The sequence below is a fragment of the Janibacter terrae genome (genome assembly GCF_039636765.1).
Classification (GTDB): domain Bacteria; phylum Actinomycetota; class Actinomycetes; order Actinomycetales; family Dermatophilaceae; genus Janibacter; species Janibacter terrae.
In genome coordinates, this window is sequence record NZ_CP144167.1 from 1,925,029 (window position 1) to 1,949,869 (window position 24,841).

General features: G+C 70.7%; 23 protein-coding genes. 12 read left to right on the forward strand and 11 right to left on the reverse strand.

Features of this window, described 5'->3' with window-relative positions:
* Positions 1-8 precede the first annotated feature (8 nt).
* The 8 genes from V3C34_RS09385 (at position 9) to V3C34_RS09420 (ending at position 8,922) form a co-directional block, all read left to right on the forward strand.
* The gene (locus tag V3C34_RS09385) at positions 9-359 is read left to right on the forward strand and encodes a hypothetical protein (protein ID WP_169701886.1); all 351 of its coding nucleotides are present in this window, start codon (positions 9-11) and stop codon (positions 357-359) included.
* Positions 356-2,206, forward strand: a complete 1,851-nt coding sequence (locus tag V3C34_RS09390; protein ID WP_169701885.1) for a V-type ATP synthase subunit A — start codon at positions 356-358, stop codon at positions 2,204-2,206. The genes V3C34_RS09385 and V3C34_RS09390 overlap by 4 nt, the downstream gene beginning before the upstream one ends.
* Positions 2,203-3,756 (forward strand): V-type ATP synthase subunit B, encoded by a 1,554-nt coding sequence (locus V3C34_RS09395; protein WP_082807515.1) that lies wholly within the window; start codon positions 2,203-2,205, stop codon positions 3,754-3,756. Before V3C34_RS09390 ends, V3C34_RS09395 begins: the two co-directional genes overlap by 4 nt.
* Before the next feature lie 80 nt (positions 3,757-3,836).
* On the forward strand, positions 3,837-4,295 hold the full coding sequence (locus V3C34_RS09400) for a cation-transporting P-type ATPase (RefSeq protein WP_428832161.1): 459 nt from the start codon (positions 3,837-3,839) through the stop codon (positions 4,293-4,295).
* Positions 4,271-6,475, forward strand: a complete 2,205-nt coding sequence (locus tag V3C34_RS09405; RefSeq protein WP_346006848.1) for an HAD-IC family P-type ATPase — start codon at positions 4,271-4,273, stop codon at positions 6,473-6,475. Before V3C34_RS09400 ends, V3C34_RS09405 begins: the two co-directional genes overlap by 25 nt.
* Before the next feature lie 47 nt (positions 6,476-6,522).
* The gene (locus V3C34_RS09410; protein WP_068324845.1) at positions 6,523-6,816 is read left to right on the forward strand and encodes a helix-turn-helix transcriptional regulator; all 294 of its coding nucleotides are present in this window, start codon (positions 6,523-6,525) and stop codon (positions 6,814-6,816) included.
* A 197-nt stretch (positions 6,817-7,013) separates the two neighbouring features.
* Positions 7,014-7,211 carry a hypothetical protein gene (locus V3C34_RS09415; protein WP_191279121.1) on the forward strand — a complete coding sequence of 66 codons (198 nt, stop codon included), beginning with the start codon at positions 7,014-7,016 and terminating at the stop codon, positions 7,209-7,211.
* A gap of 1,189 nt (positions 7,212-8,400) precedes the next feature.
* Entirely contained in the window at positions 8,401-8,922 is a 522-nt protein-coding gene (locus tag V3C34_RS09420; protein ID WP_169701883.1) for a hypothetical protein, read from the forward strand.
* Positions 8,923-9,051: 129 nt separating this feature from the next.
* On the opposite strand, the gene V3C34_RS09425 is transcribed toward V3C34_RS09420, so the two are convergent.
* Together V3C34_RS09425 and V3C34_RS09430 are read right to left on the reverse strand one after the other, a co-directional pair.
* Positions 9,052-10,239, reverse strand: a complete 1,188-nt coding sequence (locus V3C34_RS09425) for a site-specific integrase (protein ID WP_346006851.1) — start codon at positions 10,237-10,239, stop codon at positions 9,052-9,054.
* A gap of 105 nt (positions 10,240-10,344) precedes the next feature.
* Positions 10,345-10,620, reverse strand: a complete 276-nt coding sequence (locus V3C34_RS09430) for a helix-turn-helix transcriptional regulator (RefSeq protein WP_082807513.1) — start codon at positions 10,618-10,620, stop codon at positions 10,345-10,347.
* A 47-nt stretch (positions 10,621-10,667) separates the two neighbouring features.
* Between V3C34_RS09430 and V3C34_RS09435 the strand changes: the two genes are divergently transcribed.
* Positions 10,668-10,982: a hypothetical protein gene (locus V3C34_RS09435; protein ID WP_155993199.1), complete on the forward strand. Its 315-nt coding sequence runs from the start codon at positions 10,668-10,670 to the stop codon at positions 10,980-10,982.
* A gap of 18 nt (positions 10,983-11,000) precedes the next feature.
* Here the strand turns inward: V3C34_RS09435 and glnA are convergent, their stop codons facing one another.
* Positions 11,001-12,425 carry a type I glutamate--ammonia ligase gene (glnA, locus tag V3C34_RS09440; protein WP_068324840.1) on the reverse strand — a complete coding sequence of 475 codons (1,425 nt, stop codon included), beginning with the start codon at positions 12,423-12,425 and terminating at the stop codon, positions 11,001-11,003.
* Positions 12,426-12,634: 209 nt separating this feature from the next.
* On the opposite strand from glnA, the gene V3C34_RS09445 reads away from it, so the two are divergent.
* Positions 12,635-13,042 (forward strand): RDD family protein, encoded by a 408-nt coding sequence (locus V3C34_RS09445; RefSeq protein WP_346006853.1) that lies wholly within the window; start codon positions 12,635-12,637, stop codon positions 13,040-13,042.
* 13 nt (positions 13,043-13,055) lie between these two features.
* On the opposite strand, the gene V3C34_RS09450 is transcribed toward V3C34_RS09445, so the two are convergent.
* Together V3C34_RS09450 and lipA are read right to left on the reverse strand one after the other, a co-directional pair.
* A complete protein-coding gene (locus V3C34_RS09450; RefSeq protein ID WP_338538258.1) occupies positions 13,056-13,778 on the reverse strand; it encodes a DUF4191 domain-containing protein in 723 nt (240 codons plus the stop codon).
* A 37-nt stretch (positions 13,779-13,815) separates the two neighbouring features.
* Positions 13,816-14,871 carry a lipoyl synthase gene (lipA, locus tag V3C34_RS09455; protein ID WP_346006855.1) on the reverse strand — a complete coding sequence of 352 codons (1,056 nt, stop codon included), beginning with the start codon at positions 14,869-14,871 and terminating at the stop codon, positions 13,816-13,818.
* Between the two features lie 160 nt (positions 14,872-15,031).
* Between lipA and V3C34_RS09460 the strand changes: the two genes are divergently transcribed.
* Positions 15,032-15,460 (forward strand): pyridoxamine 5'-phosphate oxidase family protein, encoded by a 429-nt coding sequence (locus V3C34_RS09460; protein ID WP_068324833.1) that lies wholly within the window; start codon positions 15,032-15,034, stop codon positions 15,458-15,460.
* Here V3C34_RS09460 and lipB read toward each other — a convergent pair whose 3' ends face one another.
* The 3 genes from lipB to V3C34_RS09475 are packed head-to-tail and all read right to left on the reverse strand — an operon-like array spanning position 15,461 to position 17,251.
* Complete coding sequence (gene lipB, locus V3C34_RS09465) at positions 15,461-16,129, reverse strand: lipoyl(octanoyl) transferase LipB (protein ID WP_068324831.1); 669 nt, start codon at positions 16,127-16,129, stop codon at positions 15,461-15,463.
* 20 nt (positions 16,130-16,149) lie between these two features.
* Entirely contained in the window at positions 16,150-16,881 is a 732-nt protein-coding gene (locus V3C34_RS09470; RefSeq protein WP_346006856.1) for a peptidase E, read from the reverse strand.
* Positions 16,882-16,900: 19 nt separating this feature from the next.
* Positions 16,901-17,251, reverse strand: a complete 351-nt coding sequence (locus V3C34_RS09475) for a hypothetical protein (protein ID WP_068421954.1) — start codon at positions 17,249-17,251, stop codon at positions 16,901-16,903.
* Positions 17,252-17,361: 110 nt separating this feature from the next.
* Between V3C34_RS09475 and V3C34_RS09480 the strand changes: the two genes are divergently transcribed.
* Positions 17,362-19,053, forward strand: a complete 1,692-nt coding sequence (locus V3C34_RS09480; protein ID WP_346006858.1) for a serine/threonine-protein kinase — start codon at positions 17,362-17,364, stop codon at positions 19,051-19,053.
* A 29-nt stretch (positions 19,054-19,082) separates the two neighbouring features.
* Here V3C34_RS09480 and V3C34_RS09485 read toward each other — a convergent pair whose 3' ends face one another.
* Genes V3C34_RS09485 through V3C34_RS09495 form a run of 3 tightly spaced genes read right to left on the reverse strand, consistent with a single transcriptional unit; the run spans position 19,083 to position 24,807 of the window.
* Entirely contained in the window at positions 19,083-19,988 is a 906-nt protein-coding gene (locus V3C34_RS09485) for a TIGR01777 family oxidoreductase (RefSeq protein ID WP_346006860.1), read from the reverse strand.
* Between the two features lies 1 nt (position 19,989).
* Positions 19,990-21,840, reverse strand: a complete 1,851-nt coding sequence (gene sucB / locus V3C34_RS09490) for a 2-oxoglutarate dehydrogenase, E2 component, dihydrolipoamide succinyltransferase (RefSeq protein ID WP_346006862.1) — start codon at positions 21,838-21,840, stop codon at positions 19,990-19,992.
* Positions 21,841-21,873: 33 nt separating this feature from the next.
* The gene (locus V3C34_RS09495; RefSeq protein ID WP_346006863.1) at positions 21,874-24,807 is read right to left on the reverse strand and encodes a glycosyltransferase; all 2,934 of its coding nucleotides are present in this window, start codon (positions 24,805-24,807) and stop codon (positions 21,874-21,876) included.
* Positions 24,808-24,841 lie beyond the last annotated feature (34 nt).

The following is a 24,841-nucleotide window of genomic DNA, read 5'->3' on the forward strand; positions in this document are numbered from 1 at the left end:
TCGTCGTGGTGGCTCCGCGAGACGTCGACGCGGGCTTCCGCCTCGCGGGCGCCGCGACGGTGGTGCCCGAGCCCGGCCCGGACGGGGAGATCGGAGCCGACGCCGTCAACAGAGCTGTCGAGACAGCTGTGCGCCTGCCCGGCGACGGCCGCGCGGTGGTCTTGGTGCACCACGACGCGTGGACTCGACTGCCACTCGCCGCCCGCGATGCCTGGGCCGAGCGCACCGACGTCCTCGTGGTCGGCCTCCCGCCCGACGCCCCGGCCGTGGACACCGAGCCCCACGACCAGCTCCAGCGACTGCTCGGACGAGCGGTCGGCTACGAGATCAGCTTCGTCCCCGAAGGAGACCACCCATGAGCACGACACCCACCACGATGCCGAGCACGACACACGGCGGCGCGCCGGCCGGTTCCGGCGACCAGGTCGGGACGGTGGTGCGGGTCTCGGGCCCAGTCCTCGAGGTCGCTGGCCTACCCGCGTGCCGGCTCTACGACGTGGTCAAGGTCGGCCCGCAGGACCTGCCCGGGGAGGTGATCCGCCTCGACGGCGCCCTGGCCACGGTACAGGTCTTCGAGGACACCTCGGGGCTGCGCGTCGGCGACCCCGTGACCGGCACCGGGGGACCGCTGACCATCGAACTCGGCCCCGGGCTGCTCGGCACCGTGTTCGACGGCACCCAGCGCCCGCTCGCCGCCCTGAACGCCGAACACGGCATCTACATCCCGCGCGGCGCCGACCTGCCCGGCCTCGACCGCTCCCGGACCTGGGAGTTCGTGCCGTCCGTGGTGGCGGGCGACCGCGTGGAGGCGGGCGACGAGCTCGGGACCGTGCAGGAGACCACAGCGCTGCGCCACCGCGTCCTGGTGCCGCCGGGCGTCCGCGGCGTGGTGGAGCACGTCGCGGAGGGGTCGCACCGCGTCGACGAGGTCATCGCCCGCGTCCAGGGCCACGACGTGCAAATGCTGCAACGCTGGCCGATCCGCAGGCCCCGTCCCGTGCGGGGACACCAGGCCCTGCACCGCCCGCTGCTCACCGGCCAGCGGGTCCTCGACAGCCTCTTCCCGATCGCCCTCGGCGGTGCCGGCATCATCCCCGGCGGATTCGGCACCGGCAAGACGGTGCTCGAGCAGGCGATCGCCAAGCACGCCGAGGCCGACGTGGTGGTCTACGTCGGCTGCGGCGAGCGGGGCAACGAGCTGACCGAGGTGCTCGAGGAGTTCCCACAGCTCTCTGACCCGCGCACCGGTCGCCCCCTGATGGAGCGGACCGTGCTCGTGGCCAACACCTCCAACATGCCGGTCGCGGCCCGGGAGGCCAGCGTCTACCTCGGCATCACGATGGCCGAGTACTACCGCGACCAAGGCCTGCACGCCGTCCTGCTCGCCGACTCCACCAGCCGCTGGGGCGAGGCACTGCGCGAGGTGTCGGGTCGTCTCGGCGAGATCCCGGCCGAGGACGGCTACCCCGCCTACCTCGCCACCCGCCTCGCGGCCTTCTATGAGCGCGCCGGGCTCGTCGACTGCCTCGGCTCCACCCCGCGTAGCGGGTCGGTCACCGTCGTCGGCGCCGTGTCGCCCGCAGGCGGGGACTTCTCCGAGCCGGTCACCCAGAACAGCCTGCGCGTGGCCGGATGCTTCTGGGCGCTCGATGCGAGCCTGGCCCGCAGCCGCCACTTCCCGTCGATCAACTGGACACGCAGCTACACCACCTACCGGCTGGGCGAGTGGTTCGACGAGCACGTCGCCGAGGACTGGTCGCGCCTCAGCGCCTGGGCCGTCCGCACGCTGCAGGAGGAAGGGAGCCTGCAGGAGGTGGTCAGCCTCCTGGGCGTGGAGGCGGTAGCGCCGCCCCAGCGAGTCACCCTGCGCGTGGGTCGCATGCTCCGCGAGGACTACCTGCAGCAGAACTCCTTCGACCCCGCCGACGCCAGCTGTCCGCCGGCCAAGCAGGTCACGATGCTGCGACTGATCAAGTCGGCCGAGGAGGCCATGACCGCTGCGGTCACCGCCGGGCGACCCGTCGCCGACGTCGTCGCCCACCCCGTCCTGCGCACGGTCGCCGCAGCACGTGGCTGGCCGGTCGACGACACGCTCGAGCGACACCTCGACGACGCCGTCTCGACCATGCACGCCGCACTCACCACCAAAGAGCGCGCTACTGAGGAGCGCGCGGCACTCACCACCGACGAGGAGGAGCAGCGATGACCACGCTGGACAGCTCCAAAGACAGCCCGGAAGACACCGCGGACACGATCACCCGCGCGCGGGACGCCGTCGCCGTCGCACCCGTGGGCATCCTGCCCACGATCGAGATGCGCGACGTACGCCGGGTGGCCGGGCCGCTGCTGCTGGTCGAGGGCGCCGAGGCCGTAGCGTTCGGCGACGTCGTCACCGTCGTCACCGACGACGGCACGGAACGCGACGGCCAGGTCCTCGAGGTGGACCGCTCCCGCGCGGTGGTTCAGGTGCTCGGCGGCACCGAGGGCATGGGCCGGGCCAACGTCGCCGTGCGCGCGCGGTTCCGCGCAGCGGTCACCGGCGTCGGGACCGACGTACTGGGACGCGTCCTCGACGGTGCCGGGCGTCCGCGGGACGGCCGGCCGGAGCCCACCGCCGAGGCGTACCGGCCGGTGAACGGGCTGCCGCTCAACCCCGTCGCGCGGATCCACCCCGACCAGTTCATCGAGACCGGCTTCTCGGCCATCGATGGCCTCAACACCCTGGTCCGTGGGCAGAAGCTGCCCGTCTTCACCGCGGCCGGGCTGCCCGCCGCTGAGGTGGCCGCCCGGATCGCCATCCAGGCCCGGGTGCCCGGCGAGGCCAGACACGACAACCAGGCCGACGGGACCGAGGGAGTAGTGGTCGTCTTCGCAGCGATGGGCGTCACGCGCCGCGAGGCCGACTTCTTCCGGGACCAGTTCGCCACCAGCGCATCAGGGCACCGCAATGTGCTGTTGCTCAACCTGGCCGACGACCCCACCATCGAGCGGTTGCTCACCCCCCGGGTGGCGCTGACGCTGGCCGAGTATCTCGCCTTCGAGAAGCACCTGCACGTCCTGGTGATCCTCACCGACATCACCGCGTACTGCGAGGCGCTGCGCGAGATCGCCGCGGCCCGCGAGGAGATGCCGGGGCGGCGCGGCTACCCCGGCTACATGTACACCGATCTGGCCTCCCTCTTCGAGCGGGCGGGACGGGTGCACGGCTCGACCGGCTCCTTGACCCAGCTGTCGCTGCTGACCATGCCCGACGGCGACATCACCCACCCGATCCCGGACCTCACCGGCTACATCACCGAGGGACAGGTGGTCCTCTCGCGCGACATGGCCGGACGCGGCGTCGACCCGCCCTTCGACGTCCTGCCGTCGCTGTCGCGGCTGATGAACGCCGGCGTCGGCGCGGGGCGTACGCGGGCCGACCACCGGGGTCTGGCCGACCAGCTCTACGCCTGCTACGCCCGCGGCGTCGAGGTACGGCGCCTGGTCTCGATCGTCGGCGAGAGCGGCCTGACGGCCGAGGACCGCCGCTACCTCGCGTTCGCCCGTCGCTTCGAGGAGGAGTTCGTCGGCCAGGGCGAGGCCCGGCGGACCATCACCCAGACCCTGGACCTGGGCTGGGAACTGCTCGGCGACTTCGAGCCCGACGAGCTAGGCCGGGTCGGGGCCGACCACGTCGCCCAGCACCACCGCACCACCACCACCCCCACCGAGCGCACCGAGAGCACCGCCAAGAGCACCACCTGGAGCCAGCCATGACCGCGGCACCCGTCCCCAGCACCACCCCGCACAGCACCCCACTCAGCAACCCGCACGCCGCCAGCGCCGAGGAAGTGGCCATGACACTGGAGGTCGACCCCGCCCAAGGCCTGAGCAGCGAGGAGGCCCGGACACGGCTCGACCGGTTCGGCCCCAACCAGCTGGCCGAGCCCGTACGCCGACCGGTGCTGCTGCGCTTCCTCGACCAGTTCCGCAGCGTCCTGATCCTGGTGCTCATCGGTGCCGCGGTCCTCGCGGGCCTCGTGGGTGAGATCAAGGACACCATCGTCATCGCCGTGGTGCTCCTCATCAACGCCAGCATCGGGTTCTTCCAAGAGCAGCGAGCCGAGAAGAGCCTCGAGGCGCTACGCAACATGCTGAGCCCCTCGGCGCGGATCCGGCGCGACGGGCGAACCCTCGTCGTCGACGCCGGCGACCTCGTGCCCGGCGACGTCGTCCTGCTCGAGGCGGGCGACCGGGTGCCCGCGGACGCGCGCCAATCCTCGCCTCCTCGGTGGAGGTCGACGAATCGGCCCTGACCGGTGAGTCCCAGCCCGTCCCCAAACGGGCCAACTCGACCGTAGAACACGACGCCCCCCTCGCAGATCGCGACGGCATGGTCCACATGAACACCGCGCTCACCCGCGGACGGGCCGAAGCGGTCGTGACCGCCACCGGCATGGAGACCTCCGTCGGCGCCATCGCCGAGATGCTCGCCACTGGCGAGGAGCCGCAGACCCCCCTGCAGCGGCAGCTCGACACCCTGGGCAAGCGGCTGGCCGTGATCGGGCTCGTCGCCGTGACGGTGTACGTCGCGCTGGCCCTGGCGCGGGGCGAGGCCCCCTCCGAGATCGCCCTGCGAGCCGTGGCGCTCGCGGTGGCGACCGTCCCGGAGGGCCTGCCGGCCGTACTGGCGCTGACGCTCGCGCTCGGCGTGCACCGGATGGCGGGCCGCAACGCGATCGTCAAGCGGCTGGCCTCGGTCGAGACACTGGGCTCGGCCACCGTCATCTGCAGCGACAAGACCGGCACCCTGACCCTCAACGAGATGACGGTCCGCGAGGTACGCGTGGGCGAGAACGTGCTCACGGTCCACGGCCAGGGATACGACACCGACGGCGAAATCCTCTACTCCGACGGCGCGCAAGCAAGCCTGCCGCCGCTGCTGCTCGACGCACTCGCCCTGTGCAGCGACGCCGAACTCAAGGCGGACGGCGACGGGGATGGGGATAGCGCCGGCATCATCGGCGACCCGACCGAGGGTGCGCTGGTCGTGCTGGCGGCCAAGGCGGGGCTCGACGTGACGGCGCGCCGTCAGGAGTGGTCGCGATCGGCGGAGATCCCCTTCGACGCCGACTACAAGTACATGGTCACCTACCACGACGAGGGTCCCGCTTCCCGCGTGCTGGCCAAGGGCGCGGCCGACGTGCTGCTGCGGCGTTGCGACTCGTGGCTGCTCGGCGGCGAGGAGGTTGCGCTCACCGCGTCCGACCGAGAGCGACTCGACGACGCCATCGCGGCAATGGGCGAGCGCGGACTGCGCGTGCTGGCCGTGGCCACCCGCCTGGTCGAGTCACCGTCATCCGAGCCACACTCCGACGTTGCGTCGCTGACCCTGCTCGGCCTGCTCGGGATCGCCGACCCACCGCGGCCCGAGGCGACCTCGGCGGTGGCCCTGTGCCACCGGGCCGGTGTGGGGGTGAAGATGATCACCGGCGACCACGTCGCGACCGCCGTCGCCATCGCCCGCGAGCTCGGCATCGAGGGCCGCGCGATGACCGGCGCCGAGCTCTCCGAGCTGTCGACCGAGGAGCTGGCCGACGTCGTCGACGAGGTGGCGGTGTTCGCCCGGGTGTCTCCCGAGCACAAGGTCGACATCGTGAAGGCGCTCACCGCGCGGGGCCATGTCGTGGCCATGACTGGTGATGGCGTCAACGACGCCGCGGCGCTGCGCTCGGCGCACATCGGCGTGGCCATGGGTCTGACGGGAACCGAGGTCACCAAGGAGGCGGGCGACCTCATCCTCACCGACGACAACTTCACCACCATTGTCGGCGCCGTCGAGGAGGGTCGCTCGATCTACGACAACGTGGTGAAGTTCGTGCGCTTCCAGCTCTCCACCAACATGGGCGCCATCTCGACCTTCCTCGGCGCCTCGGTGATGGGGCTACCGGCCCCGTTGACGGCCGTGCAGATCCTGTGGGTCAACATCATCATGGACGGCCCGCCCGCAATGGCGCTGGGCGTGGACCCGGCCCGGCCGGGGATCATGTCCGAGCCCCCGCGACGCAGCGGCGATCAGATCCTCTCCCCGGCGCGACTGATCAGGCTGGCCCGCGTGGGCCTGGTGATGGCGATCGGCACCCTCGCGGTCCTCATCCTCGCCCGCGAGGAGTGGGGCGAGGCCGTCAGCCTGACCATGGCCTTCACCACCTTCGTGCTCTTCCAGGTCGTCAACGCGCTCAACGCACGCGCGGAGCACGTCACCGTGTTCGCACCGCACACCTTCACCAACCGGTGGCTGTGGGTGTCCCTGACGACGGTGGCCCTGCTGCACATCGCAGCCGTGCACACGACGTGGGGCCAGGCGATCTTCGACACCGTCGCCCTCACACCCGAGCAGTGGGGAATCTGCATCGGAGTGGCGCTGTGCGTGCTGTTGGTCGAGGAGCTCGTCAAGCTCGGCCACCGCTGGGGCACGCGTCGACGAGAAGGCTGAGGACGACCCGGGACATACGAAACCAGAATCGCGTACCATGAGTCATCATGACCCGCGACGACTGGACCTTCCTGTCCAACCATGGCCATGTCCTGGTCGCCCTCGCGCGCGACCCGGACGCGCGGACCCGCGACGTCGCGGACGCCGTCGGCATCACCGAGCGGGCGGTGCAGCAGATCGTCGCGGACCTGGTGGAGCACGGCTACGTCGACAAGGACAAGGTCGGTCGGCGCAACCGATACCGGGTCACCCGCGACTCCCACTTCCGCCACGAGCTGGAATCCGGAGTCACCATCGGCGCGTTCGTCGACCTCGTCAACAAGTCCACCGCCACCCCTTGACATGCGAAGACAACTTCGTGATAAGGTCTGCGTACATCAGGGTTGGGGAGTACCCCACCTCCGGTCGCACGTCACCACGGCTGATCAGCCCGACTGATCGGCCCGGCGACCGGGTCCCATAACCGGGACGGGAGAGACCACTCCTGATCACCATCCGGGCAACGAGGCCCGGACCGACGACAACGGTGGTGATCAGCATGGACGACCTACTCATCCTCCTCGGACTGGCTCTCTGGCTCGGCCTCTGGGCGGCGCGTGAGCTCGGCTGGTGCGGTGTCAGGCGCGGGCAGGCGAGCGCAGCGGCACGGCGCAACCGGCGACACTCGTCCCACGGGTCCGTGCCCGAGGGTGGCTCCGACGGCCCGTACGTCGACGCGGCGGGGAGGCGTCCATGATGCTCCTCAGGCTGCCGGTTGCTGCGATGCCCGCGAGCGGCGACCCGTTCCACCCCCACGTGCGACTCCCTGTCTCGGGTGCCTGGTCGCGCACGGACCTCGACGAGGTCGTACGTCATCTCCAGGCAGGGTGCTGCGTGCACGTGACCCTGACGATCCCGCACCGCAGACTGCTCTCGTTCGTGCGACGGCGCAGCACTGCCACGACGGACGGCAACCTTCGCGACCGTCTCGAAGACCTCGCGGGGGTTGCGGGACCCCACGCGAGTCGCGTGACGGTCAGGTTCGAACACGAGCCGAGCTCGTTGAGGGGGGCCTGGGGGGCTTGGGGGGCTTGGGCATGGCGGCGCGGGATCGGAGGACCTGGACACCGGCTCTCGAGCCGATGTGCGCTCGACACGCTCCTTGCGCCGGCCCAGCCCCACCCCGCTGAAACGACGGCCCACCGGGCGAATCGACGCTGCGATGGCAGGCCCCACGTGCGTGCCGACGCTGGAATGCCGCTGTCGTGGGACGTCGTCGATGAGCTCCACCGCTGGGTGTCCGCCGGCGCCGAAGCCCACTTGATGCTGACGGTTCCCCGCTCCCCGGTCTCGCGCGACCCTGAACTGCACCTCCTGTGGGAACGACGCATGACACTCGACGTCGCCGACCGCGAAGGGGAGGTTGGCCAGCTGTGGCCGGGAACCCCGCTCGTGCGGATCGACGTCGTCAGGACTCACCCGACCGCGGGCCGCGTTCGATGGGCACGTCGGTTCGCCCGGCGGACGCCATGACGGTCAGCGAGCGGCGTACCGCCGCAGTGCAAGGTCCGGAAGGAGAAGGATCATGATCCATAGTGACCGGCGCGGCGCCTCAGTCCACGCTCCCGATATGGAGGATTCGCCCCTCCCCACGGCTGCCGACCACGTCGGCGGGGGTGGCCGAGCCATTCCCCGGGACCTCACACCGGAGGCTGCCGCGCATTTGACCGCGGCCGGTGGGTACCCCTGCATCTCCGTGCTGATGCCGACGACCCCGGCTGCACGGATGGCGATCGCGGACCGCGAACGCCTCGAAGGCCTGCTCCTCGACGCCGAGCGACGCCTCGACGACCAACCGTTGGGCGACCGCGAGCGGTTGATGTACGAGCTGCGGCGACAGGCCCGCATCGCCCAGGACTCGAGCACACGGAACGCTCTCGGGCTCTTTGTCAGCCACAGCGTGTCGCGAGCATGGACAAGGGACGATCGCCTGGGCCACGGCCGAGCGGCCGGACACGGTGCTGTTTGTTGCCTCAGGATTCTTCACCAACGGAGCGAAGGACTGGATCTCGAGCTTCAACCAGACGAGGCCGGCGTTCCGCGTGAGAACGTGGGAAATGCCGCAACTGCGGAGGCTGCTGGCTGACCGGATGGATCTCGCGTTCAGGCATCAGGTTGAGACGTCTGCGCTGCGTCGTGTCTCCGAAATCATGGCGGTCGAACACGAGCTGTTCGATCGGCTCTGGTACGGGCGCTCGGAGGCTTCGATTGGTGACGAGCGCCCCGAGGGCTATTCGGCGGAGATCTGGGCGACAGCACAGGCGGCCGCCCGCCGAATTGAGGAACAGTACGGAGTCGACCTGCTCCGCAAGGACACCAAGACTCAGTTCGACTGGGGGATGCTCTCCGGGAAGATCTCTGCGATCCGCTGGGTTCTCGGGGCCGAATGGGACTTCCTCGACAGCTAGTGACGGCGTTCGACCGTGCCAAGACCTCCTAGTGTTAGACATCGAGAGGGCCCATTCCCGCAGACCATGAGCGGGTCGACCTCTGTCGCTGCGGTAGTCAGTCAACTTGCGTTGCTTGACTGGCGCCCGCTAGCCCCGAGAGGGTTGCTCGAGTTCTGTGTCAGCCTCTTTGCCCGCGTGGCGCCCGGCTGCAAAGGCCGCATCCACTGCTGCACGGGTTCGCTCCGTGCTGCTGGGCATGAGATGGGTGTAGGTGCGCAAGGTGAACCCGGGGTCGCTGTGGCCGAGGTATTCGGACACGGCGCGAATCGATTCGCCGGCGTCTAGCAATACGGAGGCGTACCAGTGGCGTAGAGCGTGCATGCCGTTGTCACGCGATTGCTCGATGCCCACATGGGCTTGGCCGGGCTTCCAGAGCCGTGTGTTGAAGTAGTTGCGGTTGAGGGCAGAACGCTCGCGTGTGGTGAGTATGAGCCCTGCGCTCGACTTCTTGTCCGCCTGGGGCGTTCCCCACGGAAGCGTGATGCTCCGTCGCGGGTAGGTAGCGAGGTGGTTGCTGAGTTCCGTCGCGACGCTCTCGGGCAAGGGGACGGTTCGGGTCTTGTCGCCCTTCGGCAGGCCAAAGACCAGGCGGTTGCCTCCGAACACCTTGACTTGCCGCCTGACCTCCACAACTCCGCGGAGGAAGTCGACATCCTCGACCGCGAGCCCAAATACCTCGCCTTGGCGTAGTCCCAACCCCGATCCCAACGTGACTGCGATCCTGTACTGCGGCGGAAGCGCGTCGTGCATGGAGGAGACCCACGCGGTCGGCCAAGGCACCACCTTGCGGCGCGACGTTGCGGGCCTTGTCACTGAACTCGCTTTGCACGGATTCTTGGCAATCATGTCGTCGTCGACCGCAGCCGAGAAGATGGCAGACACATTAGAGAAGATGACGCGCCGGTAGGTCTCGGCCATCTCCATCGACCGTAGGAGCTTCTGGATGGTCGACGGCTTGATCTGTCGCAGCTCGAGGTGTCCTAGCGTCGGGAACACATGGAGCCTGAGTCGCAATTCGGTCGCCTCGTAGGTCAGCGGACTGAAGGTCCGACTGTCGAGCCACTCCTCGGCATAGGGGCGAAATGAGATCCTGCCTGCGTCGACATCAAGGTAGGTTCCACGAAGTTTGTCCGCCTCGACCGTGTTGCGGAACGCAACCGCCTCGGCCTTGCGTCGGAAGGTCTTACGACGCTGCCGCCCCTCGGGATCTCGGTAGTTGACGACGTAGCGAGGGCTGCCGTCGTCGGATGGTCTCCCAGAGCTAATGCTTGCCATGGCAGCCCTCGGCAGCGTCGGACCGGGTGACCAAACATGCTGATGAGCATCTGCTCGCTGGTGGCGATGGAGTCGATTCCGGGTCAGGCTGATGGCCTGTCGGGATCACTGATTCTCCTCGAGTCGCACCGTCCAATTGATCACGGTTGCTGCCCGCCAGCGCAGGTGCTTGCCGACACGGAAGCCGGCCGGGCCGTAACCTGTCGTCCGCCAGGAGTAGATGGTCTGCTTTGTCACGCCAAGGTAGGAAGCGACATCGTCGATGTCCCACAGTTCTTGGGCCTCGACCAGCCTGGGTGCCCGGCTTCCGCGGTCTCCGCGCCGCCGCGGCCCAAAGATTCCCGGTTCCATAGCCGGCACGTTCGAGTTCGTTGCCATCATCCAGCCCCTCCTCGCGGCGTTGACGGACAGTTGGTCTACGGGCACCTATGTCCGACGGCGGCATGGGAGCGATCACGTCGGCGGAAACGATGTGGCAGCAAGATGACTCGGGCATCGCGGCGGTGGTTGCCCAACTGTGCGATGCCAGGCTGGTGGCTCGGGCAACCGACCCGTGCCGCGACCTACCCGAAGAGTCCCCTGAGGACCGTGTGGCAGGAGATGGCGCTACCCAAATTTGTACCGGATTTGTAACAGACGAGCGGCTACCAACAGCAAACGCCGCCGAACGACCAAAAGGTCGCTCGGCGGCGTTTGTGCAGGTCAGCGGCTGTTCTTTGCGGTCGTTCGGCGTTGCTGAATGACCGCAGCCGGAGGCCCGGTTAGATGTCGAAGTACATCTCGAACTCGTGCGGGTGCGGGCGCACCTGCAGCGGGAGCACCTCGTTCTCGTACTTCCAGGTGATCCAGGTGTCGATGAGGTCCTGGGTGAAGACGTCGCCCTCGAGCAGGAACTCGTGGTCGGCCTCGAGAGCCTTGAGGACCTCGGGGAGAGAGGTCGGGACCTGCTCGATGGCCTCGTGCTCCTCCGGCGGCAGCTCGTACAGGTCCTTGTCGACCGGCTCCGGGGGCTCGATGCGGTTCTTGATGCCGTCGATGCCGGCCATCAGCTGGGCCGCGAAGCACAGGTACGGGTTGCTCGAGGGGTCCGGGATGCGGAACTCGACACGCTTGGCCTTCGGCGAGTTGCCCGCGATCGGGATGCGGATGCAGGCCGAGCGGTTGCGCGCGGAGTACACGAGGTTGATCGGGGCCTCGAAGCCCGGGACCAGGCGGTGGTAGCTGTTGGCCGTCGGGTTGGTGAAGGCGAGCAGCGCAGGGGCGTGCTTGAGCAGGCCACCGATGTACCAGCGGGCGAGGTCGGACAGGCCGCCGTAGCCCTGCTCGTCGTAGAAGAGCGGCTCGCCGTCCTTCCACAGGCTCTGGTGGGTGTGCATGCCGGACCCGTTGTCGCCGAAGATCGGCTTGGGCATGAAGGTCGCGGTGTGGCCGGCCTGCCAGGCGGTGCTCTTGACGACGTACTTGAACTTCATGATGTCGTCGCCGGACTGGAGCAGGGTGTTGAACTTGTAGTTGATCTCCTGCTGCCCCGCGGAACCGACCTCGTGGTGGCTGCGCTCGACCTCGAGACCGACGTCCTTCATCCTCAGGCAGATCTGGTCGCGCAGGTCGGCGAAGTGGTCCACCGGCGGCACGGGGAAGTAGCCGCCCTTCATGGCCGTCTTGTATCCCTTGTTGCCGCCCTCCTCCTTCCGACCGGAGTTCCACTTGGCCTCGATCGAGTCGAGGAAGTAGTAGGAGCCCTGCGGCTGGGTGTCGAAGCGGACGTCGTCGAAGACGTAGAACTCGGCCTCGGCACCGAAGTACGCGGTGTCGGCGATGCCGGTCGACTTCAGGTACGCCTCGGCCTTCGCCGCGACGTTGCGCGGGTCACGGCTGTACTGCTCGCCCGTGAAGGGGTCGACGATCGAGAAGTTGACGATGAGCGTCTTCTCGTCGCGGAAGGGGTCCAGGTACGCGGTCTTGATGTCCGGCACGAGCTTCATGTCGGACTCGTGGATGGCCTGGAAGCCGCGGATGGAGGAGCCGTCGAACATCTGGCCCTCGGTGAAGAAGTCCTCGTCGATCGACTCGGCCGGCACGTTGAAGTGCTGCATGATGCCCGGCAGGTCGCAGAACCGGATGTCGACGAACTTGACGTCCTCGGCCTTGATGAACTCAAGAACCTCGTCAGGGGAGCTGAACAAACCATCCTCCTGGGGTGGGGCGGCAGCCCACTCTGACCTGCCGCATCAACTTGTTGGCGTCACCGTAGGCCGGGCCGGTTTCCCGACCATGACCCGGATGTTTCGCCGGTGTTACACGAGACGGTGGTCCCACGCACTGAGATCGAGCCTACCGAGTGGCGGGCCCGGCCGGTGGTCGCGTCCATCGACGGGACGCATAGGCTGCCCCGGTGAGCAGCAGCGCCGGCCGTCGTGTCCCCACCCAGGACGAAGGGGGGAGCGCCGCCCCCTTCGGTCGTCGCGTCCTCGCCCTGCTCGTGGACTGGATCGCCTGCCTGGTCATCACCCACGGCCTGGTCGGCCGGGTCGTCGAGCTGAGCCCGGAGGGCTTCTCCTTCGTGCCGCTCGGTCTGCTCTTCGTGCTCAACACGCTCGGCGTGACGCTCGGCGGCGCGACCTTCGGCCACCGCCTGCTCGGCCTGCGGGTCGTGCCGGTGCACGGGCAGTGGGTCACCCCCCTTCGCTCCACCGTCCGGGCCGCGCTGCTGTGCCTCTTCATCCCGGCGATCATCATGCTCAAGGACGACGGGCGGGGACTGCACGACCTCGCCGCCGGCACGCGGGTCACGCGCCCCTGACGAGGACGTCGGCTCAGCGACCGCGCAGGGCGCGGCGGTCCATGCGCGCGCGCGTGGGGTCGACCCCGGCGGGGACGCCCTGGCGCAGGCCCGGGAGGGACTTCAGCCGCTTGTTGACGACGGCCATCTCCTCCTTGGACAGCTCGGGGCGCAGCTTGGTGAGCGTCATCCGGATCTTGCGGGGGGCGAGCTCGCCCTCGCCCGAGCCGACGCGGAAGGTGTGGACCGTGACGCCCGGGGCGACCCGGTTGATCTTCTTGGTCTCCTTGACGAAGAGTCGGTCGACGCGGTGCTTGGGGCCCTCGCCGAGGAGCACGACGCCCGGCCGGCCGAGCGCCCGGAAGACGACGGCCGCGGTGTTGATCTCGCTCGGCTTGGTCGCGTCGGCCGCGACCGGCTCCTGGTCGTAGTACCAGCCACGCCGCAGGGCGGACAGGCCACCGATCGAGGCGCCGCGCTGGCCCTCCATCTGCGCGAAGGCCGCCCGCTCACCCCGGCGGGACATCATGATCATCGCGGCCAGCGCGGCGAAGGGGAGCGCGACGAGCAGCGAGGCGAGGACGTGCCCCATGACCAGGCCGATGACGGCGCCCACGGCCAGCACCGCGACGAAGGCGAGCAGCATCCACAGACCGATCTGCGGGTCGATCTGCTTGATCGTCGTGTAGACGGTGCGGAGGCGCTTGAAGGGGTTCTCGCGCTTCGGCTTCTCGGGCTGCTCGTTCTTGCTGGCCATGGGGGTTGAGTCTAGTTCCTCGGGAAGGGGGTGGGGTTCAGCCGTCGGTGCCGGTGGCGGGCTGGTCGAGCAGGGCCTGGGCGCGGGACTTCGCGACGAGCGAGGAGGCCTCCTGGCGGGCCGGCTCGTCGATGGCCTGCTCGAGGTGCGACAGGTGCTCCGGGATGGCCCGGCCCCACTTGCGCATGGCCGTCGCGTAGAGGCGACCGGCGCGGTAGCTCGAGCGCACCAGCGGCCCCGCCATGACGCCCTTGAAGCCGATGTCCTCGGCGAGCTCGCTCCAGTGGACGAACTCCTCCGGCTTGACCCACCGGTCGATCGGGTGGTGCAGCTTGGAGGGGCGCAGGTACTGGGTGATCGTCAGGATGTCGCAGCCGGCCTCGTGCAGGTCGCGGATCGCCTCCTCGACCTCGTGGTCCTCCTCGCCCATGCCCAGGATGAGGTTGGACTTGGTGACGAGCCCCGCCTCGCGGGCCATCGACAGGACCCTGAGGGACTTGTCGTAGGTGAAGGCGGGGCGGATCTTCTTGAAGATGCGCGGCACGGTCTCGAGGTTGTGGGCGAAGACCTCGGGGCGGGCATCGAACACCTGCCCGACGAGCTCGGGCTTGGCGCCGAAGTCGGGCGGCAGGATCTCGACACCGGTGTGCGGGTTGAGCTCGTGGATCGCCCGGATCGTCTCCGCGTACAGGGCGGCGGCACCGTCGGGCTGGTCGTCGCGGGCGACGCCGGTCACGGTCGAGTAGCGCAGGCCCATCTCGCGCACGGACTCGGCCACGCGGCGCGGCTCGTCCATGTCGAGCGACGTGGGGCGGCCGGTCGCGATGTCGCAGAAGTCGCAGCGCCGGGTGCACACGTCACCACCGATGAGGAAGGTCGCCTCACGGTCCTCCCAGCACTCGAAGATGTTGGGGCAGCCGGCCTCCTGGCAGACGGTGTGCAGGCCCTGGCCGCTCACCCGCCCGCGGATGGCGTTGTACTCGGGGCCCATCTTCGCCGTGGTGCGGATCCACTCCGGCTTCCGCTCGATGGGTGTCTCGGCGTTGCGCGCCTCGACGCGCAGCAGACGACGTCCTTCGGGTGCGACGGTCACGCAGCTCTCCTGGCAATCTCGGTGGTCCCGGTGGTGTCCGGAAACCGCTCCAGCCTACGCCGCCCCCGCGGAGGGTCGAAGGGGGGCGACGGGCACCCCCTTCGTCACTAGGATCGAGGTGTCGGGCACACGGACCCGCACGGGGTCACAGGAGGTCGGAATGACGCAGTCACCCATCCACGGGATGAGCCGGGACGAGTGCTGGCAGGAGCTGCGCGGGCACGAGTTCGGGCGGCTCGCCTTCCACCTGGCGGGGGAGGTGCACATCGTCCCGATCAACTACGCGATCGACCGCGAGGTCCTGCTCTTCCGGACCGCCCAGGGCAACAAGCTGCTCGGCGTCGTCATGCAGTCGGACGTGGCCTTCGAGATCGACGGCTACGACTCCGCGCAGGCGTGGTCGGTCGTCGTGCGCGGCCGGGCGCGCGTGCTGGAGTCCACCGACGACCGCGAGCGCGCGGAGGCCTCCCGGCTGCGGTCGTGGGTGCCGACCGACAAGGACGTCTTCGTCGAGATCGCCCCCGAGGAGATCAGCGGGCGGCGCTTCGACCTCGACAAGCCGTGGGAGCACGCGATCCCGCTCCGGTGATCAGGCGGTGGCCGCGGCTCCGCGGGTGAGCGGGAGGTCCTCGGTCATGACCTCGAGCAGGTGGGCCCTGGCCGAAGGGAGGATGTCGGCCACGGTGAGGTCGCGCCCGGTCTCCAGGGCGAGGGTCGAGACGTCCGCGTCCGGGATGCCGCACGGCACGATCGTCTGCGTCCACGACAGGTCGCAGTCGACGTTGAGGCTGAACCCGTGCATGGCGACGTCCCGGGAGACGCGGATGCCGATCTGCCCGAGCTTGCGGTCGCGCGCACCGTCGGCGCCGGGCACCCAGATGCCGGAGCGTCCCGGCACGCGGGTCGCGGTGACGCCCACGTCGGCGGCGACGCGGATCATCATCTCCTCGAGCCGGCGCACGTGGGCGATGACGTCGCGGCGACCGGGCAGGTGGGCGATGGGGTAGCCGACGAGCTGCCCGGGGCCGTGCCAGGTGATCTTGCCGCCGCGGTCGACGTCGATGACCGGCGTGCCGTCGACCGGCCGCTCGTGCGGCTCGGTCCGCTTGCCGGCGGTGTAGACCGCCGTGTGCTCGAGGAGGAGCGTCGTGTCCTCGAGCTCGCCGGCCACGACCGCGGCGTGGACCCGCTTCTGGTGCTCCCAGGCGGTCAGGTAGTCGACGGTGTCGGGCGCGAAGCCCAGCTCCTCAAAACGCATCGGGCCAGCCTACGCCCGGCTCAGCGGGGGAGGCGGCGGGTCTCGACGGGGGTCTCGACCGCCCGGCCGTCCTCCCCCTTCGTCACGATGTACGCCCCCTTGCCGTCGACCTCGGTGACGGCCTCGACGAGCTGGGTGCCGCGGTAGACCAGGCCGACGCCGTCGTCCGTGCAGTGGGTCTCGCCGAGCGTGCCGTCGGCGACCAGACGGTGCACCGTCGGCCGGCGACGGGCCTCGTTGTCGTAGTGCACGCCGTTGTCGTACGGGAGGAGACCGAGCCCGTCGGTGACCGCCCGCAGCTCCGGCCCGAAGGAGTCAGTCGTGCCCCCGCGGAACCAGCAGATCGAGCCGGCGCTCACGCCGGCGAGGACGACGCCCGCCTCCCACACGCGGCGGAACACCTCGTCGAGCCCGTGCACCCGCCAGACCGCGAGCAGGTTGGCGACGGACCCGCCGTTGACCCAGACGACGTCCTGCGCGAGGAGGTGGGCCTCCATGTCCTCCACCGTCGGCATCGGGAAGAGGTTGAGGTGGGTGACGTCGTACCCGGCCGCCGCGCCGGCCTCGGAGAAGGCGGCGTTGAAGGTGCGCGGGTCACCCATGGCCGTGCCGAGCTGGCAGATCCGCGGGCGCGAGGTCGTGCCGGTCAGCTCGACGGCGTGGTGGACGAGCCCGGCGAAGACGAGGTCCCCCCGCTCCGGCCGGACGTAGCCACCGGAGGTGGCGAGGATCGTGGGCTGGTCTGCGGTCATGACCGCAGGTTAACCAGCGTCACCCGAAGAGGCGGCGCCACCACGGCCGGCGGGGCTCCTCGAGCGGCTGCCCGGCGACGCGTTCGGTGAAGGACCCGCTCGGCGTCGTCCCCGAGGCCATCGCCCGCTGGAGGTGCGCCCGCACGTCCGGCGGCAGCTCGTCGAGCGAGCTGTACTCGGTGCCGTCGACGGAGTACGTGGTGGTCACGACCGGCTCGGGCACGGGACCGCCCTGCAAGACGTCGGGGATCCCGTCGCCGTCCGTGTCGGGCATCCGCGTGCGGACCAGGTCCTGCACCTCGGGCGGGAGGTCCGCCCAGGAGTCGTAGACCGTGCCGTTGTACTCGATGCGCTCGGAGCGAGGGGCCATGCGCGTCAGGCTAACGAAGGGGGAGCAGGACCGACGGTGAGGTCCGCGGTCCGCTTCGTGCCTGTGGAGAACTCCGCGGCTGGATCGACGATCCGGGCCATGGTGGGGGCATGGACGAGATCCCGCCCCAGGTGCCCGGCTACCGGCTGACCCGCCTGCTCGGTCGCGGCTCGACGGCCACGGTGTGGCGGGCCCGGCGCGAGAGCGACGACGAGCTGGTCGCGGTCAAGATCGTGCGCGGTGGCCTGGACGACGAGAGCGTGCGCGAGTACGCGATGCTCCAGCACGCGGCCGGCGAGCACGTGGTCGGCCTGCACGAGACCCTCGAGGTCGAGACGGACGAAGGGGGGTCCACCGCCCTCGTCCTGGAGCTCCTCGCCGGCGGCTCGCTCGAGCGCGTGGTCGCCGAGCGCGGGCACCTCACGCCCGGGGAGACGGTCACGATCATCGCGCCGATCGCCGAGGCGCTCGCCGGCCTGCACGACCTCGGCATCGTCCACGGTGACCTCAGCCCCGGCAACATCCTGCTCGACTCCACCGGGCGGCCGGCGCTCGCGGACCTCGGTTACTCGCGCCTCACCGGCGAGGCACCGGGCGACGTGCACGGCACCGACGGGTTCGTCGCGCCGGAGGTCCTCGAGGGCGGGGACCCGGAGCGGGCCAGCGACGTCCACGCGGTCGGTGCGATCGCCTGGCTCTGCCTCGCCGGCTCGGCCCCGGGGCACATCGCCGCGCGCCCGGAGCTGGGCGACCTCGTGCCCGACGAGCCCGCCCTGGTCGAGGCCGTCGAGTCCTGCCTCGCGACCGACCCGGCGCTGCGGCCGGAGGCGGACGAGGTGGCGCGCGCCGTCTTCGACGCGGTGCCCGCGCAGCCGCTGCGGATGACCTCGACCGGCGACGTCGCGTCGGGCCTGACCCGACGCATCCGCGAGGCGGCGGCCGAGGACGAGCTGCGCACGCCCGCGTGGCAGCTGGAGCTGGCGGCGGCCCGCCCGGCGCAGCCACGTCGTCGGTGGTGGCAGCGTCGCCCCCAGCAGGCCGAGGGGGAGCGGGTACGGCGCGAGCCGCGCCGTGGAGGTCGTCACGCCGCGCCGCGCCGCAGGGACGAGCCCGTCGACCTCTCGCGCGACCCGGACGAGGTGAGCGAGCCGCGCGCGATCGCCCGGTCGGCCGTCGACACGCCTCTGCTCGGCCGGCGGGTCGGGACCGTCGTCGTGCTTGCCGTCGCCCTGCTCCTCGCCGTGATCGTCCCGTGGCGACAGATCGCGACCGCCGAGGACGAAGGGGGCGCCACCCCGAGCCCCGCGTCCGCCCGGACGTCATCGGCGCCCGGGCCGGCCACCTCACTCGCCACGGACCGCTCGGCGCCCAGGCAGGCGGTGAGGGGACTCGCGCAGGAGCTGACCACGCTGCGGCAGCAGCTCGTCCTCGACCTCGACCGAGAGGTCGTCGCCCGGCTCGACGAGCCGGGCTCGCCCGCGGCCGCGCGGGACGGCCGGCTCGTCACCTCGTTGCGGGAGAGCGGTCACCGCTACCGCGGGGTGGAGCTGACCGTGCGCTCCGCGCAGCTGCAACGGACGGCGGGGTCGACGGCCGTCCTGCGCACCGTCGTCGACGAGAGCGCCTACACGGTGGTCGGACCGGACGGCGGGCGACGCACCCGGCCCGCGCGCCCGGGGCAGCGGGTCGACCTCGTCCTCGTCTGGCACGACGGGGCCTGGCGCGTCCGGGACGTCCGCGCTGTCCCGGACGTCGCGTCGTCACCACGGCGGCCGGACGCACCTGAACCCGCATTCCCCTAGGGCAATGCAGGTCCAGGTCGAAGGGGGACTCAGTCGTCGAGCAGGTGGGCCAGGGCCGCGTCGAGGTCGGGGTGGCGGTGCTCGAAGCCGAGATCCTGCAGGCGCTGGGGGAGCACCCGGGCCGAGGCGAGGGCCTCGTCGGCGAACTCGCCGAGCACGACCCGGATCGCGGCACGCGGAGCCGGCAGGAGGGCCGGGCGGTGCAGCCGACGGCCGATGGCGCGGGCGACCTCGCGCTGGCGGGCCGGGTGCGGACCGGTGAGGTTGACGGCGCCGGTGACGGAGGGGTCCTCGACGAGCAGGGTGTAGGCGGCGACGACGTCGTCGATCGTGATCCACGGCATCCACTGGCGACCGGAGCCGAGCGGGCCGCCGAGCCCGAGCCGGCCCACTCGCAGCATCGGGGTCAGGGCGCCGCCGTGCGCCGACAGGACGATGCCGGTGCGGGCGTGGGCGACCGGTACGCCGGCTTCGCGGGCCGGGGTGGTCGCGGACTCCCAGTCGCGCACGACATCGGCGAGGAAGGTGTCCGCCTCGGCGGAGTCCTCGGTGAGGACCTCGTCGCCCCGGTCGCCGTAGATGCCGACCGCCGAGGCCGTGACGAGCCGGGTCGGACCCGCACCATCGGCGATCGCCCGCGCCACCAGGTCGGTGCCGTCGACCCGCGAGGAGTGGATCAGTGCCTTGTACTCAGGGGTCCACCGGCGGTCGCCTACCCCGGCGCCCGCGAGGTGCACCACGGTGTCGACGCCCGAGAGGGCCTGCGGCGGCAGGTGCTCCGCGGAGGGGTCCCACTGCCGCTCGTGCCCGGCCGAGGGCTCCCGGCGCACGAGGTGGACGACGTCGTGACCCCCTTCGCGCAGGGACGACGACAGCGCGCCGCCGATCAGTCCGGAGGCTCCGGTGATGGCGACGCGCTGTCGGGGTGAGGTCATGTCAGGCCTCGAAACGGCCTTCCTCGAGGCGTGCCTTGACGGTCCCGAGGAAGCGGGCCGCGTCGGCGCCGTCGACGACCCGGTGGTCGTAGCTGAGCGCCAGGTACATCATCGAGCGGATCGCCAGGGTCTCCCCGCCGTCGTCCGTCGTGATGACGACCGGGCGACGCACGATGGCACCGGTCCCGAGCATCGCGACCTGGGGCTGATTGAGGATCGGGGTGTCGAAGAGCGCACCCCGGCTGCCCGTGTTGGTGATGGTGAAGGTCCCGCCGGACAGGTCGTCCGGCGTGATCTTGTTGTTGCGCGTGCGATCGGCGACGTCCGCGATGGCGCGGGCGAGACCGGCGACGTTGAGGTCACCGGCGTTCTTGACGACCGGCGTGAAGAGGCCCTTCTCCGTGTCCACCGCGATGGAGAGGTTCTCCTGGCCGTGGTAGACGATCTCGTCACCCTCGACGCTCGCGTTGACACCCGGGTGCGCCTTGAGCGCCTCGGCCGTCGCGAGGGCGATGAAGGGGAGGAAGGAGAGCTTCGTGCCCTCACGGCTCACGAAGTCGGCCTTGGCGGCGTCGCGGACGCGGGCCACCTTGGTCATGTCGACCTCGACGACCGTCGTCAGCTGGGCGCTGACCTGCAGCGACTCGACCATGCGCTCGGCGATGACCTTGCGCAGGCGCGACATCTTCTCGCGGGTGCCACGCTTGGACGTCGGGACATTGGACTCCATGCCCGCCGGCACGCCGGAGGGAGCGGAGCCCACGGCGGGAGCTGACGGCGTCGCCGCGGCCGGGGCAGCGGGGGCCTCGGCCGGCTGGTTCTTGGCCTTGGCCGCGTCGAGGACGTCCTGCTTGCGGATCCGGCCACCGATGCCGGTGCCCGTCACCTGCGCGAGGTCGATGTCGTTGTCCGCAGCGAGCTTGCGCACGAGCGGCGTGACGTAGGCAGCGGCGTCGCCGGCGGCCGACTCCTGCTTGGGGGCCTCCTGCTTGGGGGCCTCCTGCTTGGGGGCCTCCTGCTTGGGCGCCTCCTGCTTGGGCGCCTCGGCCTTCGGGGCCTCCTGCTCGGGGGCCTCCTCTGCCTGGGCGGCCTCGGGCTCCTGCGCAGCGGCCTCGTCGGCGGTGGTGCCCGCGGTGGCCGGCTGCTCCTCGTCGGCCTGCGGCGCGGGCGACTCCTCGGCTGCGGGCGCGGAGCCCGAGCCGGAGCCGCCGACGATCGCCAGATCGGCGCCGACCTCGACGGTCTCGTCCTCCTGGACGAGGATCTTGGTCAGGGTGCCGGCGACCGGTGAGGGGATCTCGGTGTCGACCTTGTCCGTGGAGACCTCGAGCAGCGGCTCGTCGACCTCGACGGTGTCGCCCTCGGCCTTGAGCCAGCGGGAGACGGTGCCCTCGGTGACGGACTCGCCCAGGGCGGGCATCGCGACCTTGGTGCCCTCGCCACCCTCGGCGGGAGCGGTCTCGGCGGCAGGGGCCGCCTCGGCCTTCGGCTCCTCGGCGGGAGCCTCCTGCGCCTTCGGCTCCTCCGCGGGAGCCTCTTCTGCCTGGGGCTCCTCGGCAGGCGCCTCCTGCGCGGGCTCGGCCGCGTCACCGGAGTCGTCGGACGCCGGGGCGTCTCCGTCCCCGATGACCGCGAGGTCGGCTCCGACCTCGACGGTCTCGTCCTCCTCGACGAGGATCTCCTGGATCGTCCCTGCCACGGGGGACGGGATCTCGGTGTCGACCTTGTCGGTCGACACCTCGAGCAGTGGCTCGTCCACCTCGACCGTGTCGCCGACGTTCTTGAGCCAACGGGTCACGGTTCCTTCCGTGACGGACTCACCCAGCGCCGGCATGGTCACCCGCTCAGACATGCGCCTCTGCTCCTTCTATCGAGATGGGGTACGTCACAGACTCTCACGAGTCCGTGCGCTGTTGTCCACGGGGTTCATCACCTGATCAGTGGCGAGCGACGCCTCTCGGCGCCTCAGCTCGTCCTCGTGGCGGCGCCACGCGTCCTGGTAGGAGACGTACCCCTCGACCCACGGCTTCTGGCCGCCGGCCCAGTGGATGATCTTGGGGTCCACGACGTCTTCCTGCGACGGCCTGGCGTTCCAGCCGGGAGCGAGGGCCAGCCGGTCTGCGCCGACGTAGACGTTGAGGATGTGCTGGTCGTGCATGCCGAAGTTGTTGGCGTACGGCAGGAACCGCTCGCAGAAGTCGTCGGCGCGCATCCTGGCCAAGTCGAGGACCATGATCCCGGCGTTGAACCCGACGAAGTCGAAGGGGTGGCGCCGGGTCTCGCGCCGGATGAGCTCCGAGCCCATGCCCGGCTCGAGGTCCTTGAGCGAGGCCGGGTTGAAGATGTTGGTGTAGCCGCTCTGCATCGAGCTGGCCTCCGAGTCACGGGCTGCCAGCGGGTGCCCCTGCAGGTCGGTCTCGTAGAGCTCGGCGACGTCGGCCACGGGCAGCGCGTCGATGTCGTGGTAGACCACCCGGTCGACGTCGGTGAGCAGCTGCGGCAGCACCAGGCGGTCCATCGTCGAGACGGTGATGTGCGGGATCATCGCGTGGATGTCGCCGTAGGTCACCTCGTCGCACGGCCACCACGAGAAGGACACGGTCGGGAAGAGCGCCGCGGCCCGGTCGAAGTCGGCCTGCTCGTGCTCGCGCACGAGCACGTTGAGGTGGATCGGTCGGCTCGCGTGCTCCACGAGCCCGTCGACGACGACGAGGAACTGGTCCTTGAGGTTGCCGTCGAGGGCGAGGACGATCTCCATCTCCTCGCCAGCCGGACCGTCCTGCGTGCGCGGCACGTCGACGCGGCCGGAGCGGATCGTCGCGACCGCCTCGTCGACGTCCACGAGGGAAGGGAGGGTCACGTCCTGCTCGTTGCGGCGTCGGGCAGCTGCGACCCGGTCCGCGGTGACCTCGGCCCAGATCGCGCGCACGCTCCCTTCGTCCTCGCCGCGCAGGATCGCCGCGAAGACCGGCTCGAGGAGGTCGGCGATGCGGCGCCCCATCTCGAAGACCTCGTCGTCGGTGAGCGGGGCCAGGCCCGCGAAGCGGATGTCGGACGGGTTGCGCGGCGCGAAGTCGACGTCGCACCCGAGGGCGCGTGCGGGCAGGTACGCGTGCAGGCGACCGGTCACGACCTTGCCGATCGAGCCGGCGTACTCGTCGAGGCTGGCCAGGGCGGTGCGCAGGTTGGTCGCCATGTCGGCGCCGCGCACGTCCTCACGTTCGTTGTGGATGCGGCGAGCCCCCCGGGGTGCCGGCAGGTCGATCCACACGGTCGGTGCGTCCGCCGGCCGGGCCGGGGTGTCGTCGGGCCGCACGTATCGCACGGTCGTCGTCAGGCAGCCGGAGAAGAAGGCCGGGATGCCCTGCCCGAGGAGCAGGTCGACGGTCGAGTGGTCGCGGCAGCCGATCGGCGCGTGCGCCTTGAGGTGCTCGATCGTCTCGTCGGTGAGCAGCGCCCGCTTGTTGAGGTGGAAGGAGACGTAGAGGGGCTTGAGGTGCCCCGGGAAGGGGAAGTCGTGCCGGACGCCACCGAGCTTGTGGGCGTACCAGCCGAAGGCGAGCATCCACGTGCCCTCGGGCACCTGCGAGTACGTCGAGGCGTCCCGGTCGACCTGGTGGAGGGTCACCGGCACCTCCGGGGAGTCGACGCGCAGGTCGGCCGGGACCCGCGCGGCGAGGTCGGTGGCGAAGCGCCCGAGGTCACCGTCGTCGAACCGCGCGCCGGTGTGGCGCACGAGGTGCGAGAGCGAGGCGATGGTCTGCACGTAGTCGCCGATGTTGCTCGAGGTGTTGCGGGGGTCGGGCTGGTCGTAGCCGATGACGCCGATCGAGACCGTGCCCGGGGTCGCCGGCGTCGGCTCCGTCGGCCCGGCGGCGATGCGCGGCGCCCACCTGGACATCCACGTGCGGTCGCGGACCAGCGCCTCGGTCTGGGCCTCGTCGAGCTCGCCGCTCGCGAGGTCCGCCGCCGCCGCGGCGTCGAAGCGCTCGGCCAGCCGCGTGCACTGCGCTCCGAGGTCCAGGCCCATGGCGCGGCGGGTGAGGGTCAGCCAGGTGTGCGTGCTGAGCGGCCCCGGGTGCTCCAGTGCGCGCTCCACCGCGTGCTCCGCGAGTGCCCGGTCGTGCTCCCCGGCGAGCAGCACGTACTCGTTGGCGGCGTGACGCAGCCAGACCTCGTCGGGCAGGGTCGACAAGCGCTCCCAGGCGAACTTGGGCAGGCCCATCTGGTGGGCGATGAGACCGGTGGCGAGCGTGCCGGCCTGACGGGTCGAGTCGTTGTCGTACAGCCACTGGGCGATCTGCCGGGCGACCGTCACCTGCGGGGAACCCTTGGCCCCGCGCACGAGGTGCTCCATCGCACCCTCGAGCCCCTCACCGTGCGCGAGCGCCATCGTGAACTCGGCGCGGGTACGCAGCCACCTGACCCCCACCTCGAGCTCGCGGCGCTCGTCCGCGGAGGGCGCGTGGCCCGGCGCCGGGCCGAGCTCGCTCGGCAGGCGGTAGCCCTCGGCAGCGGCGCGCAGGCCTCGGTAGGCGTAGCCCAGGCCGGCGGCACGATCGGCTGCCTGGGCGCGCTTGGCCTCCAGCGCCTTGAGCGAGTCCTCGGCCGCAGCGAGCTTCGCCGCGGTCGCGTCGAGCTGCGCCCTGGCCTCGTCACGCTGCCGGCGAGCCCGGTCGCGCTGCTCGCGGGCCTTGCGCAGCTCCCCCTTCGCCGTGTCGAGGCGCGCGCGCACCTCGTCGACGCCGCCGATACGGGCGGCCGCGCGCTTGGTGACGCGCTTGGTGGCGCGGGGGAGTGAACGGGGGTCAGGACTCATGGTGCTCCGTGGTCAGGTCGGTGGGGACTGCAGG